Origin of the sequence: Mesorhizobium sp. M0909 (assembly GCF_040319515.1) — a bacterium.
GTDB lineage: Bacteria > Pseudomonadota > Alphaproteobacteria > Rhizobiales > Rhizobiaceae > Mesorhizobium.
Window position 1 is genome coordinate 341,619 of the sequence record NZ_JAMYOA010000001.1, and the last position, 20,747, is coordinate 362,365.

25 protein-coding genes are annotated in these 20,747 nt (G+C 60.5%); 11 read left to right on the forward strand and 14 right to left on the reverse strand.

Features of this window, described 5'->3' with window-relative positions; genetic code table 11:
• Positions 1-28 precede the first annotated feature (28 nt).
• The 12 genes from NKH83_RS01745 to NKH83_RS01800 all read right to left on the reverse strand — a co-directional run bounded on the left by NKH83_RS01745 (position 29) and on the right by NKH83_RS01800 (position 9,700).
• Positions 29-1,375, reverse strand: a complete 1,347-nt coding sequence (locus NKH83_RS01745; protein WP_352801804.1) for a hypothetical protein — start codon at positions 1,373-1,375, stop codon at positions 29-31.
• A gap of 195 nt (positions 1,376-1,570) precedes the next feature.
• Positions 1,571-2,737, reverse strand: a complete 1,167-nt coding sequence (locus NKH83_RS01750; RefSeq protein ID WP_352801805.1) for a hypothetical protein — start codon at positions 2,735-2,737, stop codon at positions 1,571-1,573.
• Positions 2,737-2,871 (reverse strand): plasmid mobilization protein, encoded by a 135-nt coding sequence (locus NKH83_RS01755; protein WP_352801807.1) that lies wholly within the window; start codon positions 2,869-2,871, stop codon positions 2,737-2,739. The genes NKH83_RS01750 and NKH83_RS01755 overlap by 1 nt, the downstream gene beginning before the upstream one ends.
• A gap of 318 nt (positions 2,872-3,189) precedes the next feature.
• A complete protein-coding gene (locus NKH83_RS01760) occupies positions 3,190-3,405 on the reverse strand; it encodes a hypothetical protein (protein ID WP_352801809.1) in 216 nt (71 codons plus the stop codon).
• 563 nt (positions 3,406-3,968) lie between these two features.
• Positions 3,969-4,457, reverse strand: a complete 489-nt coding sequence (locus NKH83_RS01765; RefSeq protein ID WP_352801811.1) for a hypothetical protein — start codon at positions 4,455-4,457, stop codon at positions 3,969-3,971.
• A gap of 1 nt (position 4,458) precedes the next feature.
• Entirely contained in the window at positions 4,459-4,719 is a 261-nt protein-coding gene (locus NKH83_RS01770) for a hypothetical protein (RefSeq protein ID WP_352801813.1), read from the reverse strand.
• On the reverse strand, positions 4,716-5,030 hold the full coding sequence (locus NKH83_RS01775; RefSeq protein ID WP_352801815.1) for a winged helix domain-containing protein: 315 nt from the start codon (positions 5,028-5,030) through the stop codon (positions 4,716-4,718). Before NKH83_RS01775 ends, NKH83_RS01770 begins: the two co-directional genes overlap by 4 nt.
• On the reverse strand, positions 5,027-5,233 hold the full coding sequence (locus NKH83_RS01780) for a hypothetical protein (protein ID WP_352801817.1): 207 nt from the start codon (positions 5,231-5,233) through the stop codon (positions 5,027-5,029). The genes NKH83_RS01775 and NKH83_RS01780 overlap by 4 nt, the downstream gene beginning before the upstream one ends.
• A gap of 4 nt (positions 5,234-5,237) precedes the next feature.
• On the reverse strand, positions 5,238-5,519 hold the full coding sequence (locus NKH83_RS01785; RefSeq protein ID WP_352801819.1) for a helix-turn-helix domain-containing protein: 282 nt from the start codon (positions 5,517-5,519) through the stop codon (positions 5,238-5,240).
• Positions 5,520-5,554: 35 nt separating this feature from the next.
• Positions 5,555-6,469, reverse strand: coding sequence for a hypothetical protein (locus NKH83_RS01790; protein ID WP_352801821.1), 915 nt, complete (start codon positions 6,467-6,469; stop codon positions 5,555-5,557).
• 98 nt (positions 6,470-6,567) lie between these two features.
• Entirely contained in the window at positions 6,568-7,908 is a 1,341-nt protein-coding gene (locus tag NKH83_RS01795) for a site-specific integrase (RefSeq protein ID WP_352801823.1), read from the reverse strand.
• A 724-nt stretch (positions 7,909-8,632) separates the two neighbouring features.
• Entirely contained in the window at positions 8,633-9,700 is a 1,068-nt protein-coding gene (locus tag NKH83_RS01800) for an adenylate/guanylate cyclase domain-containing protein (RefSeq protein ID WP_352801824.1), read from the reverse strand.
• Between the two features lie 109 nt (positions 9,701-9,809).
• Between NKH83_RS01800 and NKH83_RS01805 the strand changes: the two genes are divergently transcribed.
• The 4 genes from NKH83_RS01805 (at position 9,810) to tolA (ending at position 12,889) form a co-directional block, all read left to right on the forward strand.
• On the forward strand, positions 9,810-10,250 hold the full coding sequence (locus tag NKH83_RS01805) for an SRPBCC family protein (protein ID WP_023678521.1): 441 nt from the start codon (positions 9,810-9,812) through the stop codon (positions 10,248-10,250).
• A 405-nt stretch (positions 10,251-10,655) separates the two neighbouring features.
• Positions 10,656-11,237: a VOC family protein gene (locus NKH83_RS01810; protein WP_352801826.1), complete on the forward strand. Its 582-nt coding sequence runs from the start codon at positions 10,656-10,658 to the stop codon at positions 11,235-11,237.
• A 27-nt stretch (positions 11,238-11,264) separates the two neighbouring features.
• A complete protein-coding gene (locus NKH83_RS01815; protein ID WP_352801828.1) occupies positions 11,265-12,128 on the forward strand; it encodes a glutathione S-transferase family protein in 864 nt (287 codons plus the stop codon).
• Between the two features lie 356 nt (positions 12,129-12,484).
• On the forward strand, positions 12,485-12,889 hold the full coding sequence (gene tolA, locus NKH83_RS01820; protein WP_352801830.1) for a cell envelope integrity protein TolA: 405 nt from the start codon (positions 12,485-12,487) through the stop codon (positions 12,887-12,889).
• A 34-nt stretch (positions 12,890-12,923) separates the two neighbouring features.
• Here the strand turns inward: tolA and NKH83_RS01825 are convergent, their stop codons facing one another.
• Positions 12,924-13,139: a hypothetical protein gene (locus tag NKH83_RS01825; RefSeq protein ID WP_352649246.1), complete on the reverse strand. Its 216-nt coding sequence runs from the start codon at positions 13,137-13,139 to the stop codon at positions 12,924-12,926.
• Positions 13,140-13,466: 327 nt separating this feature from the next.
• Between NKH83_RS01825 and NKH83_RS01830 the strand changes: the two genes are divergently transcribed.
• Positions 13,467-14,438, forward strand: a complete 972-nt coding sequence (locus NKH83_RS01830; protein ID WP_352801832.1) for a DUF2865 domain-containing protein — start codon at positions 13,467-13,469, stop codon at positions 14,436-14,438.
• Positions 14,439-14,522: 84 nt separating this feature from the next.
• Here NKH83_RS01830 and NKH83_RS01835 read toward each other — a convergent pair whose 3' ends face one another.
• Entirely contained in the window at positions 14,523-14,876 is a 354-nt protein-coding gene (locus tag NKH83_RS01835) for a hypothetical protein (RefSeq protein WP_254816568.1), read from the reverse strand.
• A 653-nt stretch (positions 14,877-15,529) separates the two neighbouring features.
• Between NKH83_RS01835 and pstS the strand changes: the two genes are divergently transcribed.
• From pstS to phoB, 6 genes are read left to right on the forward strand one after another with little or no spacing between them, the layout of a single operon-like run.
• On the forward strand, positions 15,530-16,588 hold the full coding sequence (pstS, locus tag NKH83_RS01840) for a phosphate ABC transporter substrate-binding protein PstS (RefSeq protein WP_352476192.1): 1,059 nt from the start codon (positions 15,530-15,532) through the stop codon (positions 16,586-16,588).
• A gap of 59 nt (positions 16,589-16,647) precedes the next feature.
• On the forward strand, positions 16,648-17,637 hold the full coding sequence (gene pstC / locus NKH83_RS01845) for a phosphate ABC transporter permease subunit PstC (RefSeq protein ID WP_352801833.1): 990 nt from the start codon (positions 16,648-16,650) through the stop codon (positions 17,635-17,637).
• 3 nt (positions 17,638-17,640) lie between these two features.
• Entirely contained in the window at positions 17,641-18,492 is an 852-nt protein-coding gene (pstA, locus tag NKH83_RS01850; RefSeq protein WP_023720929.1) for a phosphate ABC transporter permease PstA, read from the forward strand.
• Positions 18,489-19,292 (forward strand): phosphate ABC transporter ATP-binding protein PstB, encoded by an 804-nt coding sequence (gene pstB, locus NKH83_RS01855; RefSeq protein WP_254816571.1) that lies wholly within the window; start codon positions 18,489-18,491, stop codon positions 19,290-19,292. Before pstA ends, pstB begins: the two co-directional genes overlap by 4 nt.
• 32 nt (positions 19,293-19,324) lie before the next feature.
• Positions 19,325-20,032 carry a phosphate signaling complex protein PhoU gene (phoU, locus tag NKH83_RS01860; RefSeq protein WP_352476194.1) on the forward strand — a complete coding sequence of 236 codons (708 nt, stop codon included), beginning with the start codon at positions 19,325-19,327 and terminating at the stop codon, positions 20,030-20,032.
• Between the two features lie 16 nt (positions 20,033-20,048).
• The gene (gene phoB / locus NKH83_RS01865) at positions 20,049-20,738 is read left to right on the forward strand and encodes a phosphate regulon transcriptional regulator PhoB (RefSeq protein WP_031212149.1); all 690 of its coding nucleotides are present in this window, start codon (positions 20,049-20,051) and stop codon (positions 20,736-20,738) included.
• The last annotated feature ends 9 nt before the right edge of the window (positions 20,739-20,747 follow it).

Sequence of the window (20,747 nt, forward strand, 5' to 3'; positions counted from 1 at the left end):
CCGGGCGGCGGGGGCGGTACTTGGCCGTTCATTGCACTGGCACCCAGTTGCTGCCGTCCCACTCTATGGTCTCGCCGGTCTGCCGGTTCACGGCTCGATTCCGGTATTTGCCGCCACCTGGAATGGCAGAGGGCGGATTCGGATTGTTCACCCGAGACGGCCCGGCATCGGAGCGTTGGCGCGTTGCATCGAAAATCTGATCGCCAGCGCTCTTGCCGTGAACGACACGGAGCAGGGTCCGCTCATAATCGTCTAGCTGGTCCTGGAAATACGGCGACTTCGGATCGAGCGCGCCGGACTTCGCGGCAAGCATTGCGCCTTCTTTTTCTGTCACACTGCCGAGCGCGCCGCCGGTCTTGGATTGCGCCCGCATAGCGTTGAGGTTTTCGACAGTGGCATTCGACTTCAGGACATCGACCTGGCGATAGACCTCCGCCGCCGGGGTGTTCGGGATATAAGAGGCGCCAGCGCCAACCAAGCCGGTTGCGCCTGGCTCCTTGGCAAGCGTCCTGATCTTATGGGCCGCGCCCGTGATGACATCGGTCGCAGTGGCGGCGTTCTCGCCCTTGGCGGCATTGGCCGATGATTCATCAGCAGGACCACCCGGAATAGGCTGCATGGTCCAAGCGCCTGTCGTCGGATCTTGCTTCGCCGCATAGCCGGGAGGAATGGTGCCGATATTCGGGGCGCCCGGCAGATTGACGTTAATGCCGCCCTTGTTGTCTTTCGTCCATTGCTCAAACGAGCCCCGATAGCCGTTTTGCTTGGCGAACTGGAAATTCTGAATGTCGCTGGTCGGCTTGTTTTCATCGCCACCAAGCTTCCCGGTCAGGATGTAATTCCTGCCCTCTGGCGTGGTGGGGTCGAGATTGTATTGCGCGGCCACCGCAGCCCGCTGGTCGTATTCATTCGGCTCCTGGCTTTTCGACCTCTGAACGATGTAGGAGCGCAATGCGCTCTTATCCGAGGCTAGAACTGTGGCCGTACCGGGATCGAGGCCCTGGCTTTGCAGCCACTTTGCCGTGACATTCTGGGCGGCACGATTGGGCGCGATGATGTTCTGCAGGAAATCACCAAGGCCGCCAAAGCCACCAGACGCGGGGGCTGTGGCGGGACGTGGCGAATTTTCCGGGGCCGGTGCGCCCTGCCTGAGCTGCGGAGGCGTTGCTGGCCGCATCTGGGCCTGCGGAGGCATCGCCTGCTGCTGAGGCGCTTGCTGTGGCATCTGAGGGGCAAACCCCTGCTGTGCCTGCCTAAGCAAAGCAGGGTTGTTGTGGTCGCTGACACCCTGTGAGGGAAAGCCTACGCTTTGCGCTGCCGCGCCCTGCATCCCGCCGGGGTTCAGGATAGCGGAAAGAATCTCGGTAAGGTCCATCTCAGCGTCCTTTCGCAGACTGCATGGCCGCAAGCGCTGCCGATGGATTGACGACGGCAAATCCGAAGCCGCTTTCGAGCGGTTCCACCCCGGCAAGTTTCCCGGCGCGAGCGTCAGCGACTATTGAGCCGATTGGGCGGCACTCGTCGCGGTGAAGCCGCCAGAATTGCATGAGGGTTGGCAGAGCCGCGGGGGTCATGCCCATGCCCTCACGACAAGTCTCCAGTTGGCATTCGTAAAGGCACCGTTGCCACCGCCTGTGGTCTTGTTCAGAATTGACATGGTGGTGCTGCCGAAGCGAACGTTTATATTTGTCGCGTCAGCTACCAGAGAAACACCCTTATTAGATGAGTTCTCGCTAGTGAGCGGAATTTCATCACCGATAGTGTATCCAAGTTCAGCTGTCGCGCATTGCAGGAACGCCATATACAGCTTTGGCTGCACACCAAGGCCATGAGCAAGGGTCAATGCCCCAGCATTCGTGATGGTCTGCTGTGCGCTTTCGAAGGACGCTGTAAAGGGCAGCGTCGTCCAAGCCGGGGCCGTCGCGCCCGCATTCATCAGAAGAGCCTGGCTCGCAGTTCCCTTAGCAAGACGAGCCTTGACCTTTGCGCCTGTGAAATACTCGATATCGCCGGCCGCCGTGCTTGCCGGGATCGGCAGGAACAGTTTCGTCGCCGCGCCGTCGCCGATCGCCAGAACGTTGTCGTCGGTATCCCACTGGATATCGCCTTCAGCCGTAGGAGTTGGTGTTGCGCTCTGCTTCAGGGTCAGTGTCGGCGTTGTGAGGATAGCTGTGGTCAGCGTCATGCCGCTGCCGGAGCCACCTGTGATGGTCGGCGTATTGATTGCCGGGCTGGTCAGGGTCTTATTGGTGAGCGTCTCGGCTCCGGCCTTGGTGGCAAGGCTGCTGAAATCCATTGTCGGATTAAGCAACTGCCACCCGCCAGCGGAGGCGTTGAGCACGCTCGAATACGCCAGCAGATAGATGCCGTCCGCTTGGATCTCTGCGCCTGAAAGAGCAGAGTCACCGCTCGCCGTCACTTTGCGGATCGACTTTGCTCCGATGCTATTCACATTGAGCGTTGCGGCTGCCGTGTTATCCGTAGCGCCTCGAAGACCTAGGATCAGCCCGTCTGTATAGGCAGTAAACGCCGAATTTGCAGCCACGGTCAGGACATTCGCGCTGCCTCCAGCCGTTAACGCACCGCCGATGTCGCCGAGGAACTCGGCTTGCCGTGCCATCATTTGTCGGGCGCTGCCATTGATCGTGCTTGGCGCCTGGCCTTCTGCCCAGTTGACAGCGCTATCGGCCGTCGCGTTGCTTGCAGCAACCTTGTTCCAGTCCCAGATAGACGACATTAGGCAGCAATCCCCGTTTCCTGGGCCGCAACCTGGCGGATGAAATCCGACAGGCTGAGCCCTCGTTGCATCGCAGCCGCGCGAAGGGCGCGCTTTTCCTCGGGCGAAACCCGGAGCTTGATGTTTTCAGCCATTGCTACCCGCAAGCGCATAAGGGTCGATCCTCGTTTGAAACGTGGATTGTTTTTACCAAAACCGGTGCCGGATAGCGTCACATATCATCGGCATTATCGGGCATCATCGGCAGCTAACTCGCTGTTCTTGCGAGACTTTCCTTACGCCACTGTTCTCAGTGCCTAACCCGCTGATTTCGGGACTGTTCGCAGCGCGGTGCAGTTCTTCCCTGTCTGTGCGCAAGAATGCTGCGTAAAAAGGCCAGTCTCACGCAATATTATTTCGTGCTTTTAAAATGGGACAACCCATTGAAAACGTAGGTTTGTGGAACAGTCTCGTTATTCCCGGCCGATCTTGGCTGCCTGATATGCTCGCAGGCCCTCCGCATCGCCTACCGACACGAAGCCGAGCGCGACAGGATCGACGCGCCAAGGGGCTTTGGAATGCATCTGCTTAGCTATGCCGTAGCGCTTTGCCCATCTGGCGATTGTTTCGGGGCTCACCTTGGCGAGGCCGGCGGCTTCCTTGAGGCTGATGAGCTTGGGGCTATCCATGAACGCCTCCGTTCTGCCCGTCCGCCTTTTCCGCAAGGTAGTCGGCCACGCTGATCGATCGAACCGGTGAAGCCGGCCCAAATGTTCCTGGCACCGCCTTTGCTGCTGTAGGGGCTGTCCGCTCGCCAGTCGGTACGGGGCAGAGGGTGCGCTGGATCTTCAGCAGAGCGGGGAACAGGGGAGCCAGTCTATGGGGCATCTGCTTACCCTGGCGGCCAAGCCTCTTCGCCAACCATAGCGCCTGCCGTTCGCTCTTGAGGGCGCCAACATCAACCCCGTGCCTTTGCAGCCAGCTACGGAGCCCGTGTAGAGCCTCGGGCCATTCGTAGCATCTGGAATCTCCCTTGGAGGCCTTGAGCCCGTAGGGCGATGGCTTGGGCGCTCTAGCCCCTTTCTTCCCTCCAAAGCCTCTTGCTGCCGGTGAGGGTACGCCATCGTTCGAGAAAATGACGGTGTGTGTTTCAGTCTTGTTTCGGTCTCGGTTTTTGTCTCCGTCTCGGTCTCTGTCTAGTTTCAGTCTCTGTCTCTGTATATCGGAGTGCTTCGAAAGGGCTTTCATAGCACTATCCCCTCCCGTTGCCAGAGAGGTAGTTTGATCCGGTTAAACGGTCATTCCCTGGGAGCTTCTCCCTTACGGAAACTACATTGTGCGAGGTCTGCGCCTTACTCTCCAAACTTTCTTCAAGTTCGGCCTCTGCGGCCTCTCGAACTGGGTCACTGTCCAGTTCGGAAATGAGCCGCATCACGCCTTGCAGATGCTTGGGATTTGTCGTCGGGTTATGGCGAAACCACCGCAGAATGAAGTACTCGAATGTTTCCGGGTCATGTACGACCAACTCGCAAGCCACTAGGGGCATCCGGGCCGCCTGCACTCGTTCGATCGGCCAATTAAGGTTCTCTGCGGCGTAGGCGTCGGGGAGCCTGAAGCACCCCGCGCTGGATTGATGCTCGCATGTGAGCAGATAGATGTAGAGCAGCCTGGAATCGTCTGCCTGGCTCCGAAACCTTGGAGAGCGCCACACCTTGGGGCTGATTTTGGAGTAATCGCGCACCTTAGTCTCCTCCAATCCGGTAAGATATGGATTTGAGGAATTGCAGCCGCTGCTGATAGCCCGCGCGGGCAGCCTGCCGCAGATCCGCAGCGGTTTCGATGGAGAAAACAGCACCACCGCCCATAATGGAGACGATGGTTGCAGCTACTTCCTCGATACCTTCCGGGGTCTGGATGATACCGGCGTGAGTATCGGAATCGGCTACAAGCTTGGCGAATGCGCGGGCTGCATCTTTCATGAAAGGGTCATCGGGAATCATCATGCCGCTGCCCTCGCCATGTCGCTGTCTTCGAGAATGACAACCGTCGAGCGGAGCACATAGCGGGCGTGCGAGCCTGCATATGGCCCTGTGTGGGCCTCATGAACGGTGTCGATCACCAACCCGAACTTATGCTTCAAGTCGTGTACGTACGCCGACCAGCGCGGGGCCGGCTGCTCTATTGGCGTACAGCCCCTTTCACCGGCCTCGATCAGTCGCCGAAGGCACCAAGCCTCACGGCCATAGATGGTCATCGGCTCGCCATCGGGCAGCACCTTGGCGCGAACCCAGACCTTATCCCTGGAGCGGCTCATGATGCAGCCCTCATGAAGAACGCCAGCTCACAGACGAGCCGGGCAATGTGCAAGGGCAAGCGGTGTTTGGCCGCGATGTGACGGGCCGCTATTTCATTTGATGCAACGGGCGGAATGCGATATTCAGAAGGGGTCCAGCCTTTACCGAATACCGATCCGCCGTTCCTGCCAATCAGGAGCGGCGTTTCGTTATGTAGATGCATGGCCTCATCCCTCCGCTTTCGGTAGGGATTCGACGTAGCTTTGGAGCTCGGAAACTAGTACGAGCGTTCGCTTGCCGTTTTTGCGGGGTGTAATTTTCCCGGCCTTGAACAGCTTATAGAGGCCGCTCCGGCTAATGCCGGACATGCTCACAGCGTCGGCGATATCGACTGAGATTGTGGTCATCTGCGCTTTGTCTCCATTTGGATGCACGGGGACGTTTGTGCATGGTATGAAGATGACAAAGAGCCGATTACATAAAAACGGGGGCGCGATTATTTCGCGCATCGATTAGGGAGGCGATTTTTCAAAGGTGGAATCGATTACCCCGCGTCGATTTCCTGAGCAGAGCGGCCCGCCCCCCTCCAAGCCCGCATTGTTTCCTCAGGATAGTCGTCCAAAACAAGTCCGCGGATACGGTCCACTTCCCTTTTCGATACCTGGTGGGCGAGCTTATAGAGAGCTTCCTTGGAATGAGTTCGGCGCGTGGGCGAGGCGTCCACAATGCGGCGAAACTCGCGTTCGAACGCTTTCGCTTTCGAGCCTGACACCTCGTTTGGCTGCTGCGCGGGGCGGGTCCCAGCCTTTGAGATGCTAGCCTTCAACCTATCAAGGCTCTCCCTGCCGAAATAGACGAACTGATAAGCGTCACCGCCAACACCAGAATCAAATGGCTTGTGTGGGTTCATCTGTCCCCAATCAAAGCGAACGGCGGCGCGTTCGGTATGCCACATGTGAGCGGGCAACGGATCGCTCATCTTGCCCCCTTCTTTGGGACGCAAAGCAGAAACCAGTTCTCCCTCTGCGCACGCTCTGACTATGTGCGCAACTGCGCCATCAAAGCGCGCCCGCAACGCAGTCAAGCTTTCGTCCGCTTGCTCTGCAAGATCTAAACCGGCGGACCATTCATCTTCTGAGAACACCAGGGGCTTTGGACCATAGGCTCTATACTCGACCGGCGTTCTTCCAAATTCGGGCCGGTGCTTTCGCAGGAGCGAGTTGATGCTTTCCTTTTGCCATGGTTTCGCGCTCGATTGGGTTAAGCGGCCAAGCTTGCCGCCGAGCAAGGGAATTCTTGGAAAGTTGAATGGATCGTTCGAAATTGGCTCGGCGCCAGTCCAAGCCTCGCCATAAACCGCTTTGCCCACTTCAGTAACGGCGCGCGCTGCAAACACGAAGCCGGGGACATTGACGGGCCACCGGCGTGGATCTCTCCAAAATTCAGCACGAGCACTCATCGCAGCACCTTCGCGACGCACCTTGAGGGCCGCAGGGAAACTGGTGGTGCGTATCCAGCTTGTCGGATGGCCGTCCTATCCCTGCGATCTATGAAGCTCTAGCCGACGCGCAAAGGGACCACCTTGCCGTCATCACTTTCGGGAGGCATCAGGGGCACCACCGCCCCGGCGGACAGTTCGTCCAGTGCGTCAATGATGGCCGATGAATAATGCGTCTCGATCATCCGCGCGCTTGTGTCGTGCAGCGCCGCCACAAGGCGAACCGGCAAACCATTTCGAAGATGGCGAACGATGGAAGAGTGCCGCAAAGCATAAGGGATGGTCCCGGCTGGAAGCTCTGCCAGCTTGACAATTTCAGCCCATGGCCGCGAGAGTTCCGAGGCGGTAACCCATGGTCCCCGACTGTCGCGGACCCAAACGGCTTTCTCCTGCCCCTTGTCCTGCTTATGCCGCCAGCGCTCTAGCAACGGCTCGCCGGGACGCCTACCGGCGACTACCGGCCGCAGCGCCGTCATGACATCGGCCCCCACTCGCACCGCGCTGTGAGACGCTTTCTTAACGCCGCGGCCCTTGTGGCTGGTCGGCACCATCAGCCGATTCTGCTGCACGTCGCCAACCGCTAGGCGCTTGACCTGGGAAAACCTCGCCCCTGTCGCGCTCAACACCAGGACGAGACGTAATAGATCCCCGTCCCATTCTTCGCGCTCGTCCACTGTCGCTGCGGCCAAAATGGCGCGGCGAATGTCCGAATCCGGCAAGGCCAACTTGTCGCGGGCGGTCGGGGTTTCCGCATGTGAAGCAGCGAGGCCATTCTTGATAATCAGCGGGATTTCAGCAGGGAGCCGCGCGCGATGCTTTGTCGCCGCTGCGTTTAGAGCGGCCTTCAAATCGTTGATGATGCGTTGAACGGTTGTTGCGGCCAAATCACTGGATAGGCCATCGCGCCATTTCGAAAGGTCACTCTCTTTCAGCAAATGAAGCATTTTGCTTGCTAGCGGAGACGAGAGAACATGGCGTGTCAATCTCAAGCGAGCGTCACCCCGGCTTGCCTTTTCCCCGTCCCTGGCTAGTTCGCGGGCTTCCTGTGCGACCAAATAGGCGTCGATTGCTAGCCCCACGGTGGGGGCGGGGCCATCAACTGCCGCCAGATCGTCAGCGCGTTTGGTCGAAACATGTTTTGCCGCCGCTGTCTTGGCTTGCTCGAACGTCAAGCACAACACGCCATCGGCTTCCAATTTGCCGTCATCCGCCGTGCCAAGCGTTTCCTGCTTGTACTTCTGATCGCCCTGATACCAACGCACCAGCCAGCGCCCGCCGCGTTTTTGCTTCCGGTATCCAAGATGAACGTCGGGGCTCAGCCCGCGCCAGTGCACACCCTGCGGAAGTCCGGCGCGCGCATTGCGGGTTGTTAGCGCCGCCTCCGTCAATGTCTTGGCCATGGGGGAATCACTAAACCGTCAAATATTCGTCAAATATACGCCCGTGCACGCCCTGACACAATGGGAGACGCTAGCTAATGTGTGCGTGAATCTTTAGCGAACAGAGACGAAACAGGCGTGGACAATTGAGAACAGACGGGGACGGGCCGTATAATATGCAATTGCCCTCTCACGGCGGGAACAGGGGTTCGATTCCCCTTGGGCGTACCAAGTCTCTCCAAGCTCTCGGCAAACCATCAATCCGATCCATCGCCTTAGGTCGCGGCGGGTTTGGCTCATTGCCGCTTCTGGCGCAGCGGAGCTGATTGCATTAGCATTGCATCATGGGTCTTGAGGCACCGCTTAGCGGCGCGCAGAACGTCGCGCTGACCAGGGCAGTCGATGCCACGCGGGGGGACCCAGATACAGAAACTACAATCGCAAGGCGTCCATCACGCTGGTCGGCACTGCCTGGAGCCGACCTGAGCTACAGCTGCCGGCGGCGGATCGTTTTGGCGAGCTCGGCGAAGGCGCCTCTCCCTTGAAGGGTGGATGCCGGGAATACTCGGCCCTTAGCACCGGCCAGCGAAGCTGCGCGCGACGCGCATGGCTGGGCTCTAAACCCGCCATACTCCAGTTGCAGTATCGTAGCTTCTTTGCCGTTCGAATTTCTCTCAGTCATGGCTTCGCACGATACTAAGATATGCTGCGAACGGCACATCCACGGCGCGCTCAACCATTCGATCTATTCCGGCAAGCCGAAAAGCGTTTGCGCGCCTGCTATTCCTCCGAGCGGATGACTGCCCATGGCGATCATCGGCTCGGTAGTTTCTGCCTCGAACACTGTCGACGCGAGCACCGTCCGTCCCAACGGCTTGCACAGCCCTTCGATGCGGCTGACAAGATTTACAGCCTTGCCGATCGCGGTGAAGTCCAACCTGCCGGCAGTGCCGATATTCCCCCAGAGTATCTCGCCGACATGCAGGCCAATGCCATATCCGAGCTCGGGGCCGCCATTGCGGCGCCGAGTTTGGTTGAGATGATCTATCCCGGCGCGCGTAGCCTTCACGGCTCGGACCGCAGCGTCACATGCGGCATTTGCATCGCGCTCGCCAATCGGGAAAATCGCGAGGACGCCATCACCTATAAACTTGAGAACCTCACCACCAAATGCGTGCACCGCGCCGGCGACGCAATCGAACCAGGCATCAAGTACCAATACGATCTCGTCTGCATCATAAACCTCGGATAGATCAGTGAAACCTCGAAGGTCCGCGCACAGAAGCGCAGCCCGTATCGTCTCTCCCCTTACTCGACGAGAATGACCGTTGAGCACATGTGCTGCACTGCGCTTTCCCAAATATGCTTCGAGCAATGCGCGTTTCGCGGACCGTTCTGCGAGTGCGGTCATCGGAGCCGCAGCAAACCGGGAGATTTGCCGCAGCAGCTCTGACTGCGCATCATCCGGAGTATGGTCGAACGCCCACACCAAAGTCGGTGCGACACCGCCCGCTCGCTCGTCGAACACGATCGCCCGCGTCGTGCCAAGCCACTCCCGCAGCACGAGCCGGGGATCGGCATTCTGGCGGTCGGCGCCTATCCCCAAAGCCTCGACCACTTCACCCCCAGGCGCTCGCCAGAGCCAGATGCGGCGTGAGATAATCGGGTCGGGAGCATCCTGCGCCAGTGCGCCGGCGATGATCGGCAAGCCGTCTTCCATCAAATGCGTTGAGAGCTGCAATAGAAGTCGGCCACCGTCGCCAATATGCGCGGCGTCGTCCAGAAGGAATGAAAGCGAGTTTGCGAGAAGCATCGGTAGAAGATCACTCGGCACCGGCTTATGCTTACGCCTCGAACATCTTCTTGCAACTCCCCATATTCGCTTGCACGGCATTCGATGCGGATGTGACCTGGAGTGAGCGATGGCGGAATCGGTTTACACAGAGATTGAGGTCGCGGCGCCACAAGCGACCGTGTTCGCGCTTTTGACGGATCCGGACCAGATCGTGCGATGGATCGGGACCGAAGCGAATTTGGATGCATCGCCGGGCGGTCTGTTCCTCGTCAATGTCGGTGGTCGCCACATGGCGCGCGGTGAGTTCACCGAGGTGATCCCGGTCCACCGTCTCGCCTACAGTTTTGGCTGGGAAGACAACGAGACCGTGCCGCCCGGCTCCAGCCATGTCGAGATCGACCTGATCGCGAGGGATGCGGGGACACTGATCCGCTTCACGCATAGCGGACTGCCGAACGCAAAGGAGCGTGACAGCCACCGAAGGGGATGGGAGCACTACCTCTCAAGGCTGAAGATCACTGCCGATGGGGGACATGTCGATCCCGATGTGCCGATGAAGAATATGTGATTTTCATCTAGGGCCACGGATGCCCGTAATCCGAACCAGGCGCGGCATGCGTCAACGAGGCCCCTTTGACCTGCCGTCGCCAAACCGGCCGCTCGGGAAACCCAGCGACCTGCGGGCAGCCGCACCATTACAGCTGCCGGCCACGGATCGTTTCGGCGAGCTCGGCGAAGGCGTCCGCGCTCTTGGCGCCTGCGTGGAGTTCTTGAAACTCAGCGCTTCTGGCGCAACGCCTCGGATTGAACTAGCATCCGTTCATCAAAGCTCCGGCCGCACTCCTGCAGGATGCGGAATGCGGAGCGAAGGCGAGCGAGGCCGGGCGCGATCACATGCCGGGCGCTGATCCAAGCGCGACTGGGCATCCGAACTTCCGTTCGGCTGCAAGACGGCGTGGCCGGGAGGAGTCAGATGCAGAAGCTGCAGTCACAAGGCGTTCATCACATCACGCTGGTCGGCGCCGGGCGTCAGACCTCGATCGATTTCTGGGAGGGCGTGCTCGGCATGCCTTTCATCTTCGAGCAGCCCAACCTCGACAAAGCCACCGAAAGCCATCTCTATTTCGATCCGGGCGATGGCCGGCTGATCACCGTCTTCACCGACGAGAGCCGCACGCCGGAGAAACGGCGCACGCCGACCGATACGGGCTGCGTGCATCACATCGCGTTTGCGGTGTCGCGCGTCACCTTCCTGCAGGCGGTCGCCCGGCTCGACGAGCGCGGCATCAAGCACAGCGGCGTCAAGGATCGCGGCTTCATGGACTCGATCTATTTCGAGGATCCGCTCGGCCTGCTGATCGAACTCGCCTCCTACCGCTTCGAGCCGCCGGCCGGCTTCAGCCATGCCGACGTGCTGATGGAGGCGCACAAGCTGCGTGTCGCGCGTGGCGACTACAACATCGCCGAGGTGCACCTTGCCGATGCGATCCAGGCGCTTGTCGAGCGTTCGCGCACGACCTTGTCGGAGGATCGCGCACCGAAAAATCCGTACTGACGGCACGCCGAACAAAGGGAGGATATAATGGCAAAGACAGCAACCATGAGTGCAAAGAAGCCCGCGGCCAAGGCAGCCAAGCCAGGAGCGAAGCCGGCGGCCGAAGCCGCCGCCAAGTCAGCGGCGAAAGTGGCAAAGCCGGCGACGAAGGTCTCCGCCAAAAAGGTCGCGAAGACCAAGGCGAAACCGGCGAAAAAGCCGGCGCTCACGCTCAGCATGCTGAAGCCGAGCGTCAACAATATGAGCGTTCGGGTGTTCGCGCGCGCGGCCGGGCTCGACCATTCCGAGACCGACGTATGGGGCCTCACGCGCTCGCCCGAATATATGGCGCGAAACCCGGCCCATTTGACGCCGATGATCGAGGACAAGGGCCTGCCGAGAGGTGTCTTGTGGGAAAGCTGCGCCATTATGCAGTACCTCGCCAACAAGCACGGCCTGGAGAAACTATATCCCAAGGCGCCGGCCAAGCGGGCAATGATCGACAGCGCCATGTTCTACGTGATCGGGACGCTCTACCCCTATGTGGCGCGCGCCACCTATCCTGCACTGAATTTCCCGCAATATGCCGGCGAGGTCGGCCACAGCGACGCTCATCCCGACAAGAAGTCGGAAGCCCAGAAGGCCGCTATGGAAGCGATAGCCGAGCCGCTGGAGGTGTTTCACTCCTTCTTCAGGAACGGCAAGCCGTTCATCGGCGGCAAGGACCCGTCGATCGCCGACATCCGTCTGGCGGCGACGCTCGAGTTCCTCGCCGTCATCGACTACGCGTTGCCCCAATGGGCAAAAGACTATATGGCGGCGATCGAGAAGAAGCTCGGCAAGGCCTATGCCGAGCCGGCCGGCGACGTGCGCGGCTATATCGCCTATGTGAGGTCGCAGGCCAACGCCTGAGGCACATGCCAATAGCGGTCGTCCGCACGTCTGCAGGAGCCGGTAATGAACTGGGGATTTTAATCTCCCCTGTTTGCACGATGTGGGGAGCTTAAGGTTTCGTTAACCTAAACCCTTTCTACTGAATCCACCTCCAGCCCGCGACCACGGATGTACTGGCGCGGAAGGGAAGCAAAGGTCGGCTGCGCGCCGGCCTTTTGCTTATTTCAGCCCCTGCCGAAGTTGCGCCAGACGGCGTTTCACGACGCCTGCATGGCTGATGAAACGCGTCGCCGCCATCTTGTCATCGCCGTTGTCGGCCCTACCATCGAAGTTCGTCCCGTCCTCGAGGGCGGTTCAAGGACAGAGGCCCTGCCATGAAAAGCATTGCTGGAATGATCGTGATCGCAGGCGCCATGCTGGTGGGCGCAACCGGTCAATCGAATGCAGCGACGCTCAACACCATGCCCGAGGTCGGGGCTGCCATCCAGGCGTGCTGGACCCCTCCGGCGAATGCCGGGAATTCCACCGTCACCCTGAGCTTCAGCTTCAGGCGCGATGGCACGCTGATCGGCCGGCCCAAGCCGACCGCCATCCGCGTCGCCGGCGAGGAGAAGGCGCGCCAAGCTTTTGTCGACGCGGCGGTCGCGGCCGTGGACCATTGCCTGCCGTTGAGCTTTTCACCGGCGCTGGCCGAAGGCATCCCGGGCAAGGTGTTCACTCTGCAATTCAACTCGCCCAAACAAGAACAGGCTGCACCGCGAGTGAAGGCTTCGCCTTGATCTTTTCCAAAAACCGGATTCCACTTTTCGGGATCTAGTGGCGGCTTCGTCTGGCCTCGACATGTCGCGCCAGTTCCGGCATCTCGAAGACATAGTCGCTCCAGGCCGATTCCGGAATCTGGCCGGCGAGATAGCACTCCAGCAAAAGCCTCTGCTCGTGGTCGAGTGGCCTTGGTACGCGTTCATGGTCCAACCCAAGTGAATGGAACAGATTCCTGGTCAGCCCCGCGACAGTGAAGTGGATCGACATTTGCGGTCTCCTCCGTTGGACGCTCAACGCCGAACCTGGGGCTAAGGTTTCAGCAACGGCCGGCCGGTAACGCCGGATTGATCGCGGTGCGGAACCAGCCGCGCGCTTCAAAGTTTCGCCGTGGCGGGCGTCGTTGCTGCCGGTTCGTCTCAATCTTGAAATAAAAATGTAATATTGAATTCACGCGAGTGGATGTACTACACTAGAACTTAAGTCTCCGATGGTCGTGTGGTCTACTTCAATTAGATAAAACTGATTTAGCCAGAACTTATCCATAGTCGACAAAGAAATCCTGTTCTCGGTGCAACAAGGACAATGGTCGTTCCAATGACACGCTTCTGGCTCCTCACGATTCTGATGCTGGTGTCGGCAATAGCCATTGCGCTCGGCACATCCTTCTCCTACGCGGATAGCTGCGGTGCTGTCAGGAGCCAATTGCTTTCGGCGGGGCGCAGCGGCGGGACCAGCCCCGAGCTTGCGCAACTGCGCCGGCAACTCGCCGCGATTCAAAGGCTGGAGAGACAGCGCCGATGCACGGCGAAAACGGCCGGCTTCTTCTTCAACCCCTGCGCCGACCTGGTCGCCAGCAAGGCGGAGGTGCAACGCCAGATCGCCAGACTGTCGAATTCGGGCAGGGACACGTCCGGATTGAAGGCCAGGTTTGTCGCGCTGGGCTGCGCCGCCCCCGCTGCCAAGAAACAGCCGGCGCAGCAGCGCACAGTAGCCAAACCCCAGTTCGCAGGCGCAACAATGGGCGGCAATCGGATGCTGTTTTGCGTTCGCTTGTCGGACGGATATTTCTTCCCCGCGCCAAAATCGCAGTTCGCCAAGAGCGACGATCTGAAGGAAACGGTCGATCAGTGCCGCTATATCTGCGACGATGCCGGCGTCGACCTCTACACGCTGAGCGACGCTACTCGCGAGACTGAAGAGATGGTCGCGCTCCAGTCGGGAAAACCCTATGTGGAGCTACCTGCCGCGTTCCGGTACCGCGACGACGCGAACTTCAAGGCCTGCGACGTCAAGCGCTATTATCGGCGCGTCGCCGAACTCAGGGCACGAACCGTGACACCGGCCAACATGACCAACGCCATCATTCCTTTGCCGACGGCAAAACCGGATTTTGGCATCGTCGCGGAAATTCCTGAATCCGGGATCGAAACCGCCGGTGCCGTTCCTGCAGAGGCAAAAACGCCGGTTGCCGAGGTGCAAGGCGCTGCCCAGCATCAGTCGATCGAAAGGGCGATCGGCGCGCGGCCGGTGAGAGTGGTCGGGCCGGCCTTTTTCCCGGCGAACTGACCTAGGCGGGCGATGTTCCGAGACGGCGAACTTTTGACCGGATAGCCGCTTCGAGGCGTAGGGCCGTCGACCGACGTCGGCTGGTTATTCGCAGACCATGCGGGCACGTTTGCCGGGCTCGCTGACGTTCCTGCAAGTTAGCGCCTTCGTCGGCTCCGGCGACAGCACGGGTGGGTTGTTGGTGGCCCTCCTCCGTGGCGCTGCAACGGAAGCTGCATTCCTGCGCATCGCCGGCCTTTTCGTCGTTTGCGGCGCCACTGGAAAGACGTCGGTCTCCAGTTGCGACTGTTCGGCTTGCGCCTGCGGCGAAGGCCGGTCCCAGAACCGGCGAACATCGAGCGGCTTGGGAATGATCACGGTGCCGTCATAGCTGCGAGCGCAGCCGCTTCCCAGAGGCAGCGCCAGGCACAGAAAGACAGGCAGAATCCGTCGAGACATCAGCAATACCCCTGCAAGCTTATAACGCCGCTTCGGCCTAACCGACAACCGGCGGAATAGGGCGAAGGGAGTAGATACCGTGAAGTAGAAGTCGTCGCGCTTCCCGTCGAAGGCCTTGCTCGAAGATCGAGCGCCGAGTCGGGCGCGAATGGGGATCCAGCGCGAGTTAGAAACTTGCGATTCGTCAACGCTTCCAGCGTAAGGCCATGGTGCGATCGCACCATACCAAAGCCGCGCTCAGTGGCGACAATGGGATGTTCGAAGTTCCGCTCCTCCAGTTACGGGCGGGAGCAGCGACCGCCGGCAAGAAACAGGGTCAGATTTACCCCAACGGACCTGTTTCGGCGATGGCGCGGCCATGACACGTTCTGGCTGCATGCAACGCGCTCCCGTCCGGTTTTTTTCTTTTAAAGCCGGTGGCTGCGATCGCCGAGCCGACGATGCCGGCCGGAAATCACGCAAGCTGCTGATTCCAGCGGCAAACCGCGGCCCATGCCGACAAAGCCCGCGGCCGCTCCTTCTTAACCCGGCTGGACGACGTTACCGGAGCGACATGAAACTGTCATGCGACTGTAATAATCGGGGGCTATTGGCCTCAGCGGGCGCCGGAGGAATGGCGCCGAGAGACCATATTCCGAACAGGAGCAGGCCACATGAGACATTTCATCCGCTCGGCGGCCGTTGCGATTGCAATGGCGGCGACGACCACCCTCACCCTGTCCTCCGCGCTCGCCGCGGACATCTCCGGCGCCGGCGCCACCTTCCCCTACCCGATCTATGCGAAGTGGGCCGACACCTACAAGAAAGACACCGGCGTTGGCCTCAACTACCAGTCGATCGGTTCCGGCGGCGGTATCAAGCAGATCAAGGCCAAGACCGTTACCTTCGGCGCTTCGGATGCGCCGCTCAAGGGCGACGAGCTTGAAGCGTCCGGACTGGCTCAGTTCCCGATGGTGATGGGCGGCATCGTTCCGGTCGTCAATCTCGAAGGCATCAAGCCGGGCGAGTTGGTTCTCGACGGCCCGACGCTGGCCGACATCTTCCTCGGCAAGATCACGAGCTGGGATGACGAGGCGATCAAGAAGCTCAATCCCGACGTCAAGCTGCCTTCGCAAGCGATCGCGGTCGTTCACCGTTCCGATGGTTCGGGCACGACGTTCAACTTCACCTATTACCTCGGCGACGTCAGCGCGGACTGGAAAGAAAAGGTTGGCGTCGACAAGGCCGTGGAATGGCCGGTCGGCATCGGCGCCAAAGGCAATGAGGGCGTTGCCAACAACGTCTCCCAGACCGGCGGCGCGATCGGTTATGTCGAATACGCCTACGCCAAGCAGAACAAGCTCACCCACACCGACATGATCAACAAGGACGGCAAGAAGGTCGAGCCCACCGCAGCCGCGTTCTCGGCGGCAGCGGCCAATGCCGACTGGAGCTCGCAGCCGGGCTATGGGGTGATCCTCGCCAATGAGCCGGGCGCCGAGTCCTGGCCGATGACGGCGGCGACGTGGATCCTCCTGTATAAGAAGCCGGACGACGCCGCGACCACCGGCGAAGCGCTCAAATTCTTCGCCTGGGCGTATGACAAGGGCGACGAGATGGCCGGCGAGCTGGACTACGTTCCGATGCCCGACAAGGTGGTTGAGAGCGTCAAGGCCATGTGGGCCAAGGAAGTCGTCGGCGACGATGGCAAGCCGCTCTACTCGGCTATGTAATCTCCTCCAGGGAGGGCGTCGACGGCGCCCTCCCTGTTGCCTTTAATCGCGAGGACCCAATGACCATCGCTTCCGATGCCATGCCATCATCTGCAGCAGCCCGGGCCAGGGACGCTACGGTGCGGCGCTTCGCGCTCACAGATGCCATATTTCGCGGACTCACCCGCGCTTCCGCAATCCTTGTGCTGGTCATCCTCGGCGGTGTCGCGATCTCGCTGTTTGCCGGCTCATGGCAGGCGCTGTCGTCCTTCGGCTTTTCTTTCCTGACGACTGAGAGCTGGAATCCGGTCACGGAAAAATTTGGCGCACTGGCGCCGATCTACGGCACCCTGGTAACGGCGGCCATCGCCATCCTGATCGCGGTTCCGATCGGCATCGGCATTGCTATCTTTCTCACCGAGCTCTGCCCGCGCCCGCTCAGGCGCCCGATCGGCATAGCGGTTGAGCTATTGGCCGGCATTCCCTCGATCATCTATGGTATCTGGGGCCTGTTCGTGTTCGCGCCATTCCTGCAGACGACGATACAGCCCTTCATCATCAACATCTTCCACGGCGTGCCGGGACTATCCAGCCTTTTCGCCGGCCCTCCTTACGGCATCGGCCTTCTGACCTCGGCGCTGATCCTCGCCATAATGGTGTTGCCCTTCATCACCTCGATCACCAAGGATGTCTTCGATACGGTGCCGGCGGTGCTGAAGGAGTCGGCCTACGGCATCGGTTGCACGACCTGGGAGGTGACCCGGCGCGTGGTCATTCCCTATACCCGCATCGGCATCATGGGCGGCGTCATGCTTGGCCTCGGCCGGGCACTCGGCGAAACCATGACGGTGACTTTCGTCATCGGCAACGCGCATCGCATCAGTGCCTCCCTGTTCGCACCGGGCACGACGATCTCGGCGACCATCGCCAATGAATTTACTGAGGCCGACGGCGACCTCTACACCTCCTCGCTGGTCGCGCTCGGCCTGATCCTGTTCGTCATCACCTTCCTGATCCTTGCCGCCGCCCGCTATATGCTGATGCGGATCGACGCCCGTACGGGAGCCTGACCGATGTCGACATCCTCATCGCTCCACAGCCGCCGCAAAGCCAGGAATTCGGTGATGATGGCGCTTTGCGTCGTCGCCGCCGGCATCGGGCTTGCCTGGCTGGCGCTCATCCTCGGTGCGTTGGTCTACAAGGGCACAGCCGGGCTTTCGTTCGCGGTCTTCACCGAGATGACGCCACCACCGGGCGAGGCCGGCGGCCTGCTCAATGCCATCGCGGGCAGCCTGCTGATGACGATCATCGCCGTTGTCGTCGGCACGCCGATCGGCGTGCTGGCGGGAACCTACATGGCCGAGTATGGACGCTTTTCGCGCATCACTACCGTCGTCCGCTTCATCAACGACATCCTGTTGTCGGCGCCGTCGATCATCATCGGCTTGTTCGTCTATGAATTGATGGTGCGGCCAATGGGACATTTCTCGGCCATTGCCGGCGCCGTGGCGCTTGCCATCCTGGTCATTCCGGTGGTCGTGCGCACCACTGAAGACATGCTCAACCTGGTGCCGAACGCGTTGCGTGAAGCCGGTGCCGCGATCGGCGCACCACGCTGGGTGGTGATCCGTTCGGTCGCCTACCGCGCCGCATTGTCCGGCATCGTCACCGGCATATTGCTGGCGATAGCACGCATTTCCGGCGAGACGGCGCCGCTGCTCTTCACCGCGCTCAACAACCAGTTCTGGAGCAGCAATATCAACGCGCCGATGGCCAGCCTGCCGGTGACCATCTTCCAGTTCGCTCTCAGCCCTTACGAGGAATGGCAGCAACTGGCGTGGACCGGCGCACTCATAATCACCCTGACGGTTCTGGGCTTGAGCATCCTCGCCCGCAGCCTTACCGGACGCAGAGAGGACAGATGACACAGATGTTGTCCCCAGACATGACGATGACCGAAACGGTCACCGAGAAGACGAAGATCGAGGTCAAGAACCTCAACTTCTACTACGGCCAGAGCAAGGCGCTGAAGGACATCAGCCTGTCGCTGCCCGAGCGCAGCGTCACGGCCTTCATCGGCCCTTCGGGTTGCGGGAAATCGACGCTGCTGCGCGTCTTCAACCGCATCTACGAGCTCTACCCGAAACAGACCGCCGAGGGCCAGGTGCTGCTTGACGGCAAGAACATTCTCGACCGGTCGCAGGATCTCAACCTCCTCAGGACAAAGATCGGCATGGTATTCCAGAAGCCGACGCCGTTCCCGATGTCGATCTATGAGAACATCGCCTTCGGCGTCAGGCTCTACGAGAATCTCGGCAAGTCCGAGATGGACGGCCGCGTCGAGCAAGCGTTGAAGCGGGCCGCGCTGTGGAGCGAGGTCAAGGACAAGCTAAACGCCAGCGGCTTGAGCCTGTCCGGCGGCCAGCAGCAGCGGCTCTGCATTGCCCGCACCGTGGCAGTGAAGCCGGAAGTCATTCTGCTCGACGAACCGGCTTCGGCCCTCGACCCGCTGTCGACGGCCAAGATCGAGGAACTGATCGACGAGCTGCAAGCCGACTACACGATCGTCATCGTCACCCACAACATGCAGCAAGCGGCGCGCGTGTCGCGCCAGACCGCCTTCATGTATCTGGGTGAACTGGTCGAGTTCGACCGGACCGAGAAGATATTCACGTCGCCCCGCGAGAAGCGCACGCAGGACTACATCACCGGCCGCTTCGGCTGAGCCGTTCCGATCATGCATATGAGGACAGGACCATGGGCGAACACACAGTCGCTTCTTTCGACGAGGATCTCGAGCAGATCAGCAAGCTGATCCGCGACATGGCCGACCTCGCCGGTTCGATGGTCGGCGGGGCGACCAAGGCCCTGTTGAATTCCGACAACGTGCTGGCGCAACGCGTCGTCTCCGACGACGCCATCATGGATGCGCGTCAACGCGAACTGGACGATCGCGCCATCACCCTGATCGCCAAGCGCCAGCCAATGGCTCACGATCTGCGCCATGTCGTCGGAGCGATCCGCATGGCCGGCGACCTCGAACGCATCGGCGACCTTGCCAAGAACATCGCCAAGCGTGTGAGCGCGGTCGGCCTCAGCGTCACGCCGCGCGACCTATCGCATTCCATCGATGCGATGGCGCAGCTAGTGCTCATCCAGGTGCAGGGCGTCATCGAGGAATATGCTGCAGGCGATGCGGCCGCGTTGGCCAAGCTGCGCGCCGCCGACGAGCGCATCGACGTCAAATACACGTCGGTGTTCCGCGAGCTGTTGACCTACATGATGGAAGATCCGCGCAACATCACCGCTTGCACGCATCTGCTGTTCTGCGCCAAGAATCTCGAGCGGATCGGCGACCATGTCACCAACATCGCCGAAAATGCGTATTATGTGCTGACCGGCGAGCAATTGCCGGTCAATCGTCCGAAGCAGGACGAAACGACAATGCCTGCACCGGTGACATGATGGGGGTGCCCAGCCGATGATCGCACCACGCATAATGGTGGTGGAGGACGAGGAGCCGTTGGGCGTGCTGCTCCGCTACAATCTCGAATCCGAAGGCTACCAGGTCGAGGTGGTGACACGCGGCGACGAAGCCGAGATCCGTTTGCAGGAAAATGTGCCCGACCTTCTGGTGCTCGACTGGATGATACCGGCGGTTTCCGGCATCGAGCTCTGCCGCAGGTTGCGCGTGCGCCCCGAAACCGAGCGGCTGCCGATCATCATGCTGACCGCGCGCGGCGAGGAGAGCGACCGGGTGCGCGGTCTTTCGACCGGCGCCGACGACTATCTGGTCAAACCGTTTTCGACACCGGAATTCATGGCCAGGGTCAAGGCGCTGCTGCGGCGCGCCAAGCCGGAAGTGCTGTCCAGCGTGCTGAAGGTCGGCGACATCGTGCTCGATCGCGAATCGCACCGGGTTTATCGCAAGAAGAGCGAGATCCGGCTCGGGCCGACCGAATTCCGGCTGCTCGAGTTCATGATGCGGCATCCGGGCCGCGTCTTCTCGCGTAGCCAGTTGCTCGATAATGTCTGGGGCGAGACGATCTATATCGACGAACGCACCGTCGACGTGCATGTCGGGCGGCTGCGCAAAGCCGTCAATAACGGCCGCATGCCGGATGTCATCCGCACCATCCGCGGCGCCGGCTATGCGATCAGGGAAGATTGACCCGCCTGG

Bases quoted from the DNA above. Each gene is read 5' to 3' on its own strand.
- NKH83_RS01760 (WP_352801809.1), bottom strand. From the start codon at position 3,405: ATGGATAGCCCCAAGCTCATCAGCCTCAAGGAAGCCGCCGGCCTCGCC.
- pstS (WP_352476192.1), top strand. From the start codon at position 15,530: ATGAGACATTTCATCCGCTCGGCGGCCGTTGCGATTGCAATGGCGGCG.
- NKH83_RS01745 (WP_352801804.1), bottom strand. From the start codon at position 1,375: ATGGACCTTACCGAGATTCTTTCCGCTATCCTGAACCCCGGCGGGATG.
- tolA (WP_352801830.1), top strand. From the start codon at position 12,485: ATGAAAAGCATTGCTGGAATGATCGTGATCGCAGGCGCCATGCTGGTG.
- NKH83_RS01780 (WP_352801817.1), bottom strand. From the start codon at position 5,233: ATGCATCTACATAACGAAACGCCGCTCCTGATTGGCAGGAACGGCGGA.
- NKH83_RS01790 (WP_352801821.1), bottom strand. From the start codon at position 6,469: ATGAGTGCTCGTGCTGAATTTTGGAGAGATCCACGCCGGTGGCCCGTC.
- NKH83_RS01825 (WP_352649246.1), bottom strand. From the start codon at position 13,139: ATGTCGATCCACTTCACTGTCGCGGGGCTGACCAGGAATCTGTTCCAT.
- NKH83_RS01770 (WP_352801813.1), bottom strand. From the start codon at position 4,719: ATGATGATTCCCGATGACCCTTTCATGAAAGATGCAGCCCGCGCATTC.
- NKH83_RS01775 (WP_352801815.1), bottom strand. From the start codon at position 5,030: ATGAGCCGCTCCAGGGATAAGGTCTGGGTTCGCGCCAAGGTGCTGCCC.
- NKH83_RS01785 (WP_352801819.1), bottom strand. From the start codon at position 5,519: ATGCGCGAAATAATCGCGCCCCCGTTTTTATGTAATCGGCTCTTTGTC.
- pstB (WP_254816571.1), top strand. From the start codon at position 18,489: ATGACACAGATGTTGTCCCCAGACATGACGATGACCGAAACGGTCACC.
- NKH83_RS01815 (WP_352801828.1), top strand. From the start codon at position 11,265: ATGGCAAAGACAGCAACCATGAGTGCAAAGAAGCCCGCGGCCAAGGCA.
- NKH83_RS01755 (WP_352801807.1), bottom strand. From the start codon at position 2,871: ATGGCTGAAAACATCAAGCTCCGGGTTTCGCCCGAGGAAAAGCGCGCC.
- NKH83_RS01805 (WP_023678521.1), top strand. From the start codon at position 9,810: ATGGCGGAATCGGTTTACACAGAGATTGAGGTCGCGGCGCCACAAGCG.
- NKH83_RS01750 (WP_352801805.1), bottom strand. From the start codon at position 2,737: ATGTCGTCTATCTGGGACTGGAACAAGGTTGCTGCAAGCAACGCGACG.
- NKH83_RS01830 (WP_352801832.1), top strand. From the start codon at position 13,467: ATGACACGCTTCTGGCTCCTCACGATTCTGATGCTGGTGTCGGCAATA.
- phoU (WP_352476194.1), top strand. From the start codon at position 19,325: ATGGGCGAACACACAGTCGCTTCTTTCGACGAGGATCTCGAGCAGATC.
- NKH83_RS01835 (WP_254816568.1), bottom strand. From the start codon at position 14,876: ATGTCTCGACGGATTCTGCCTGTCTTTCTGTGCCTGGCGCTGCCTCTG.
- pstC (WP_352801833.1), top strand. From the start codon at position 16,648: ATGACCATCGCTTCCGATGCCATGCCATCATCTGCAGCAGCCCGGGCC.
- pstA (WP_023720929.1), top strand. From the start codon at position 17,641: ATGTCGACATCCTCATCGCTCCACAGCCGCCGCAAAGCCAGGAATTCG.
- NKH83_RS01800 (WP_352801824.1), bottom strand. From the start codon at position 9,700: ATGCTTCTCGCAAACTCGCTTTCATTCCTTCTGGACGACGCCGCGCAT.
- NKH83_RS01810 (WP_352801826.1), top strand. From the start codon at position 10,656: ATGCAGAAGCTGCAGTCACAAGGCGTTCATCACATCACGCTGGTCGGC.
- phoB (WP_031212149.1), top strand. From the start codon at position 20,049: ATGATCGCACCACGCATAATGGTGGTGGAGGACGAGGAGCCGTTGGGC.
- NKH83_RS01795 (WP_352801823.1), bottom strand. From the start codon at position 7,908: ATGGCCAAGACATTGACGGAGGCGGCGCTAACAACCCGCAATGCGCGC.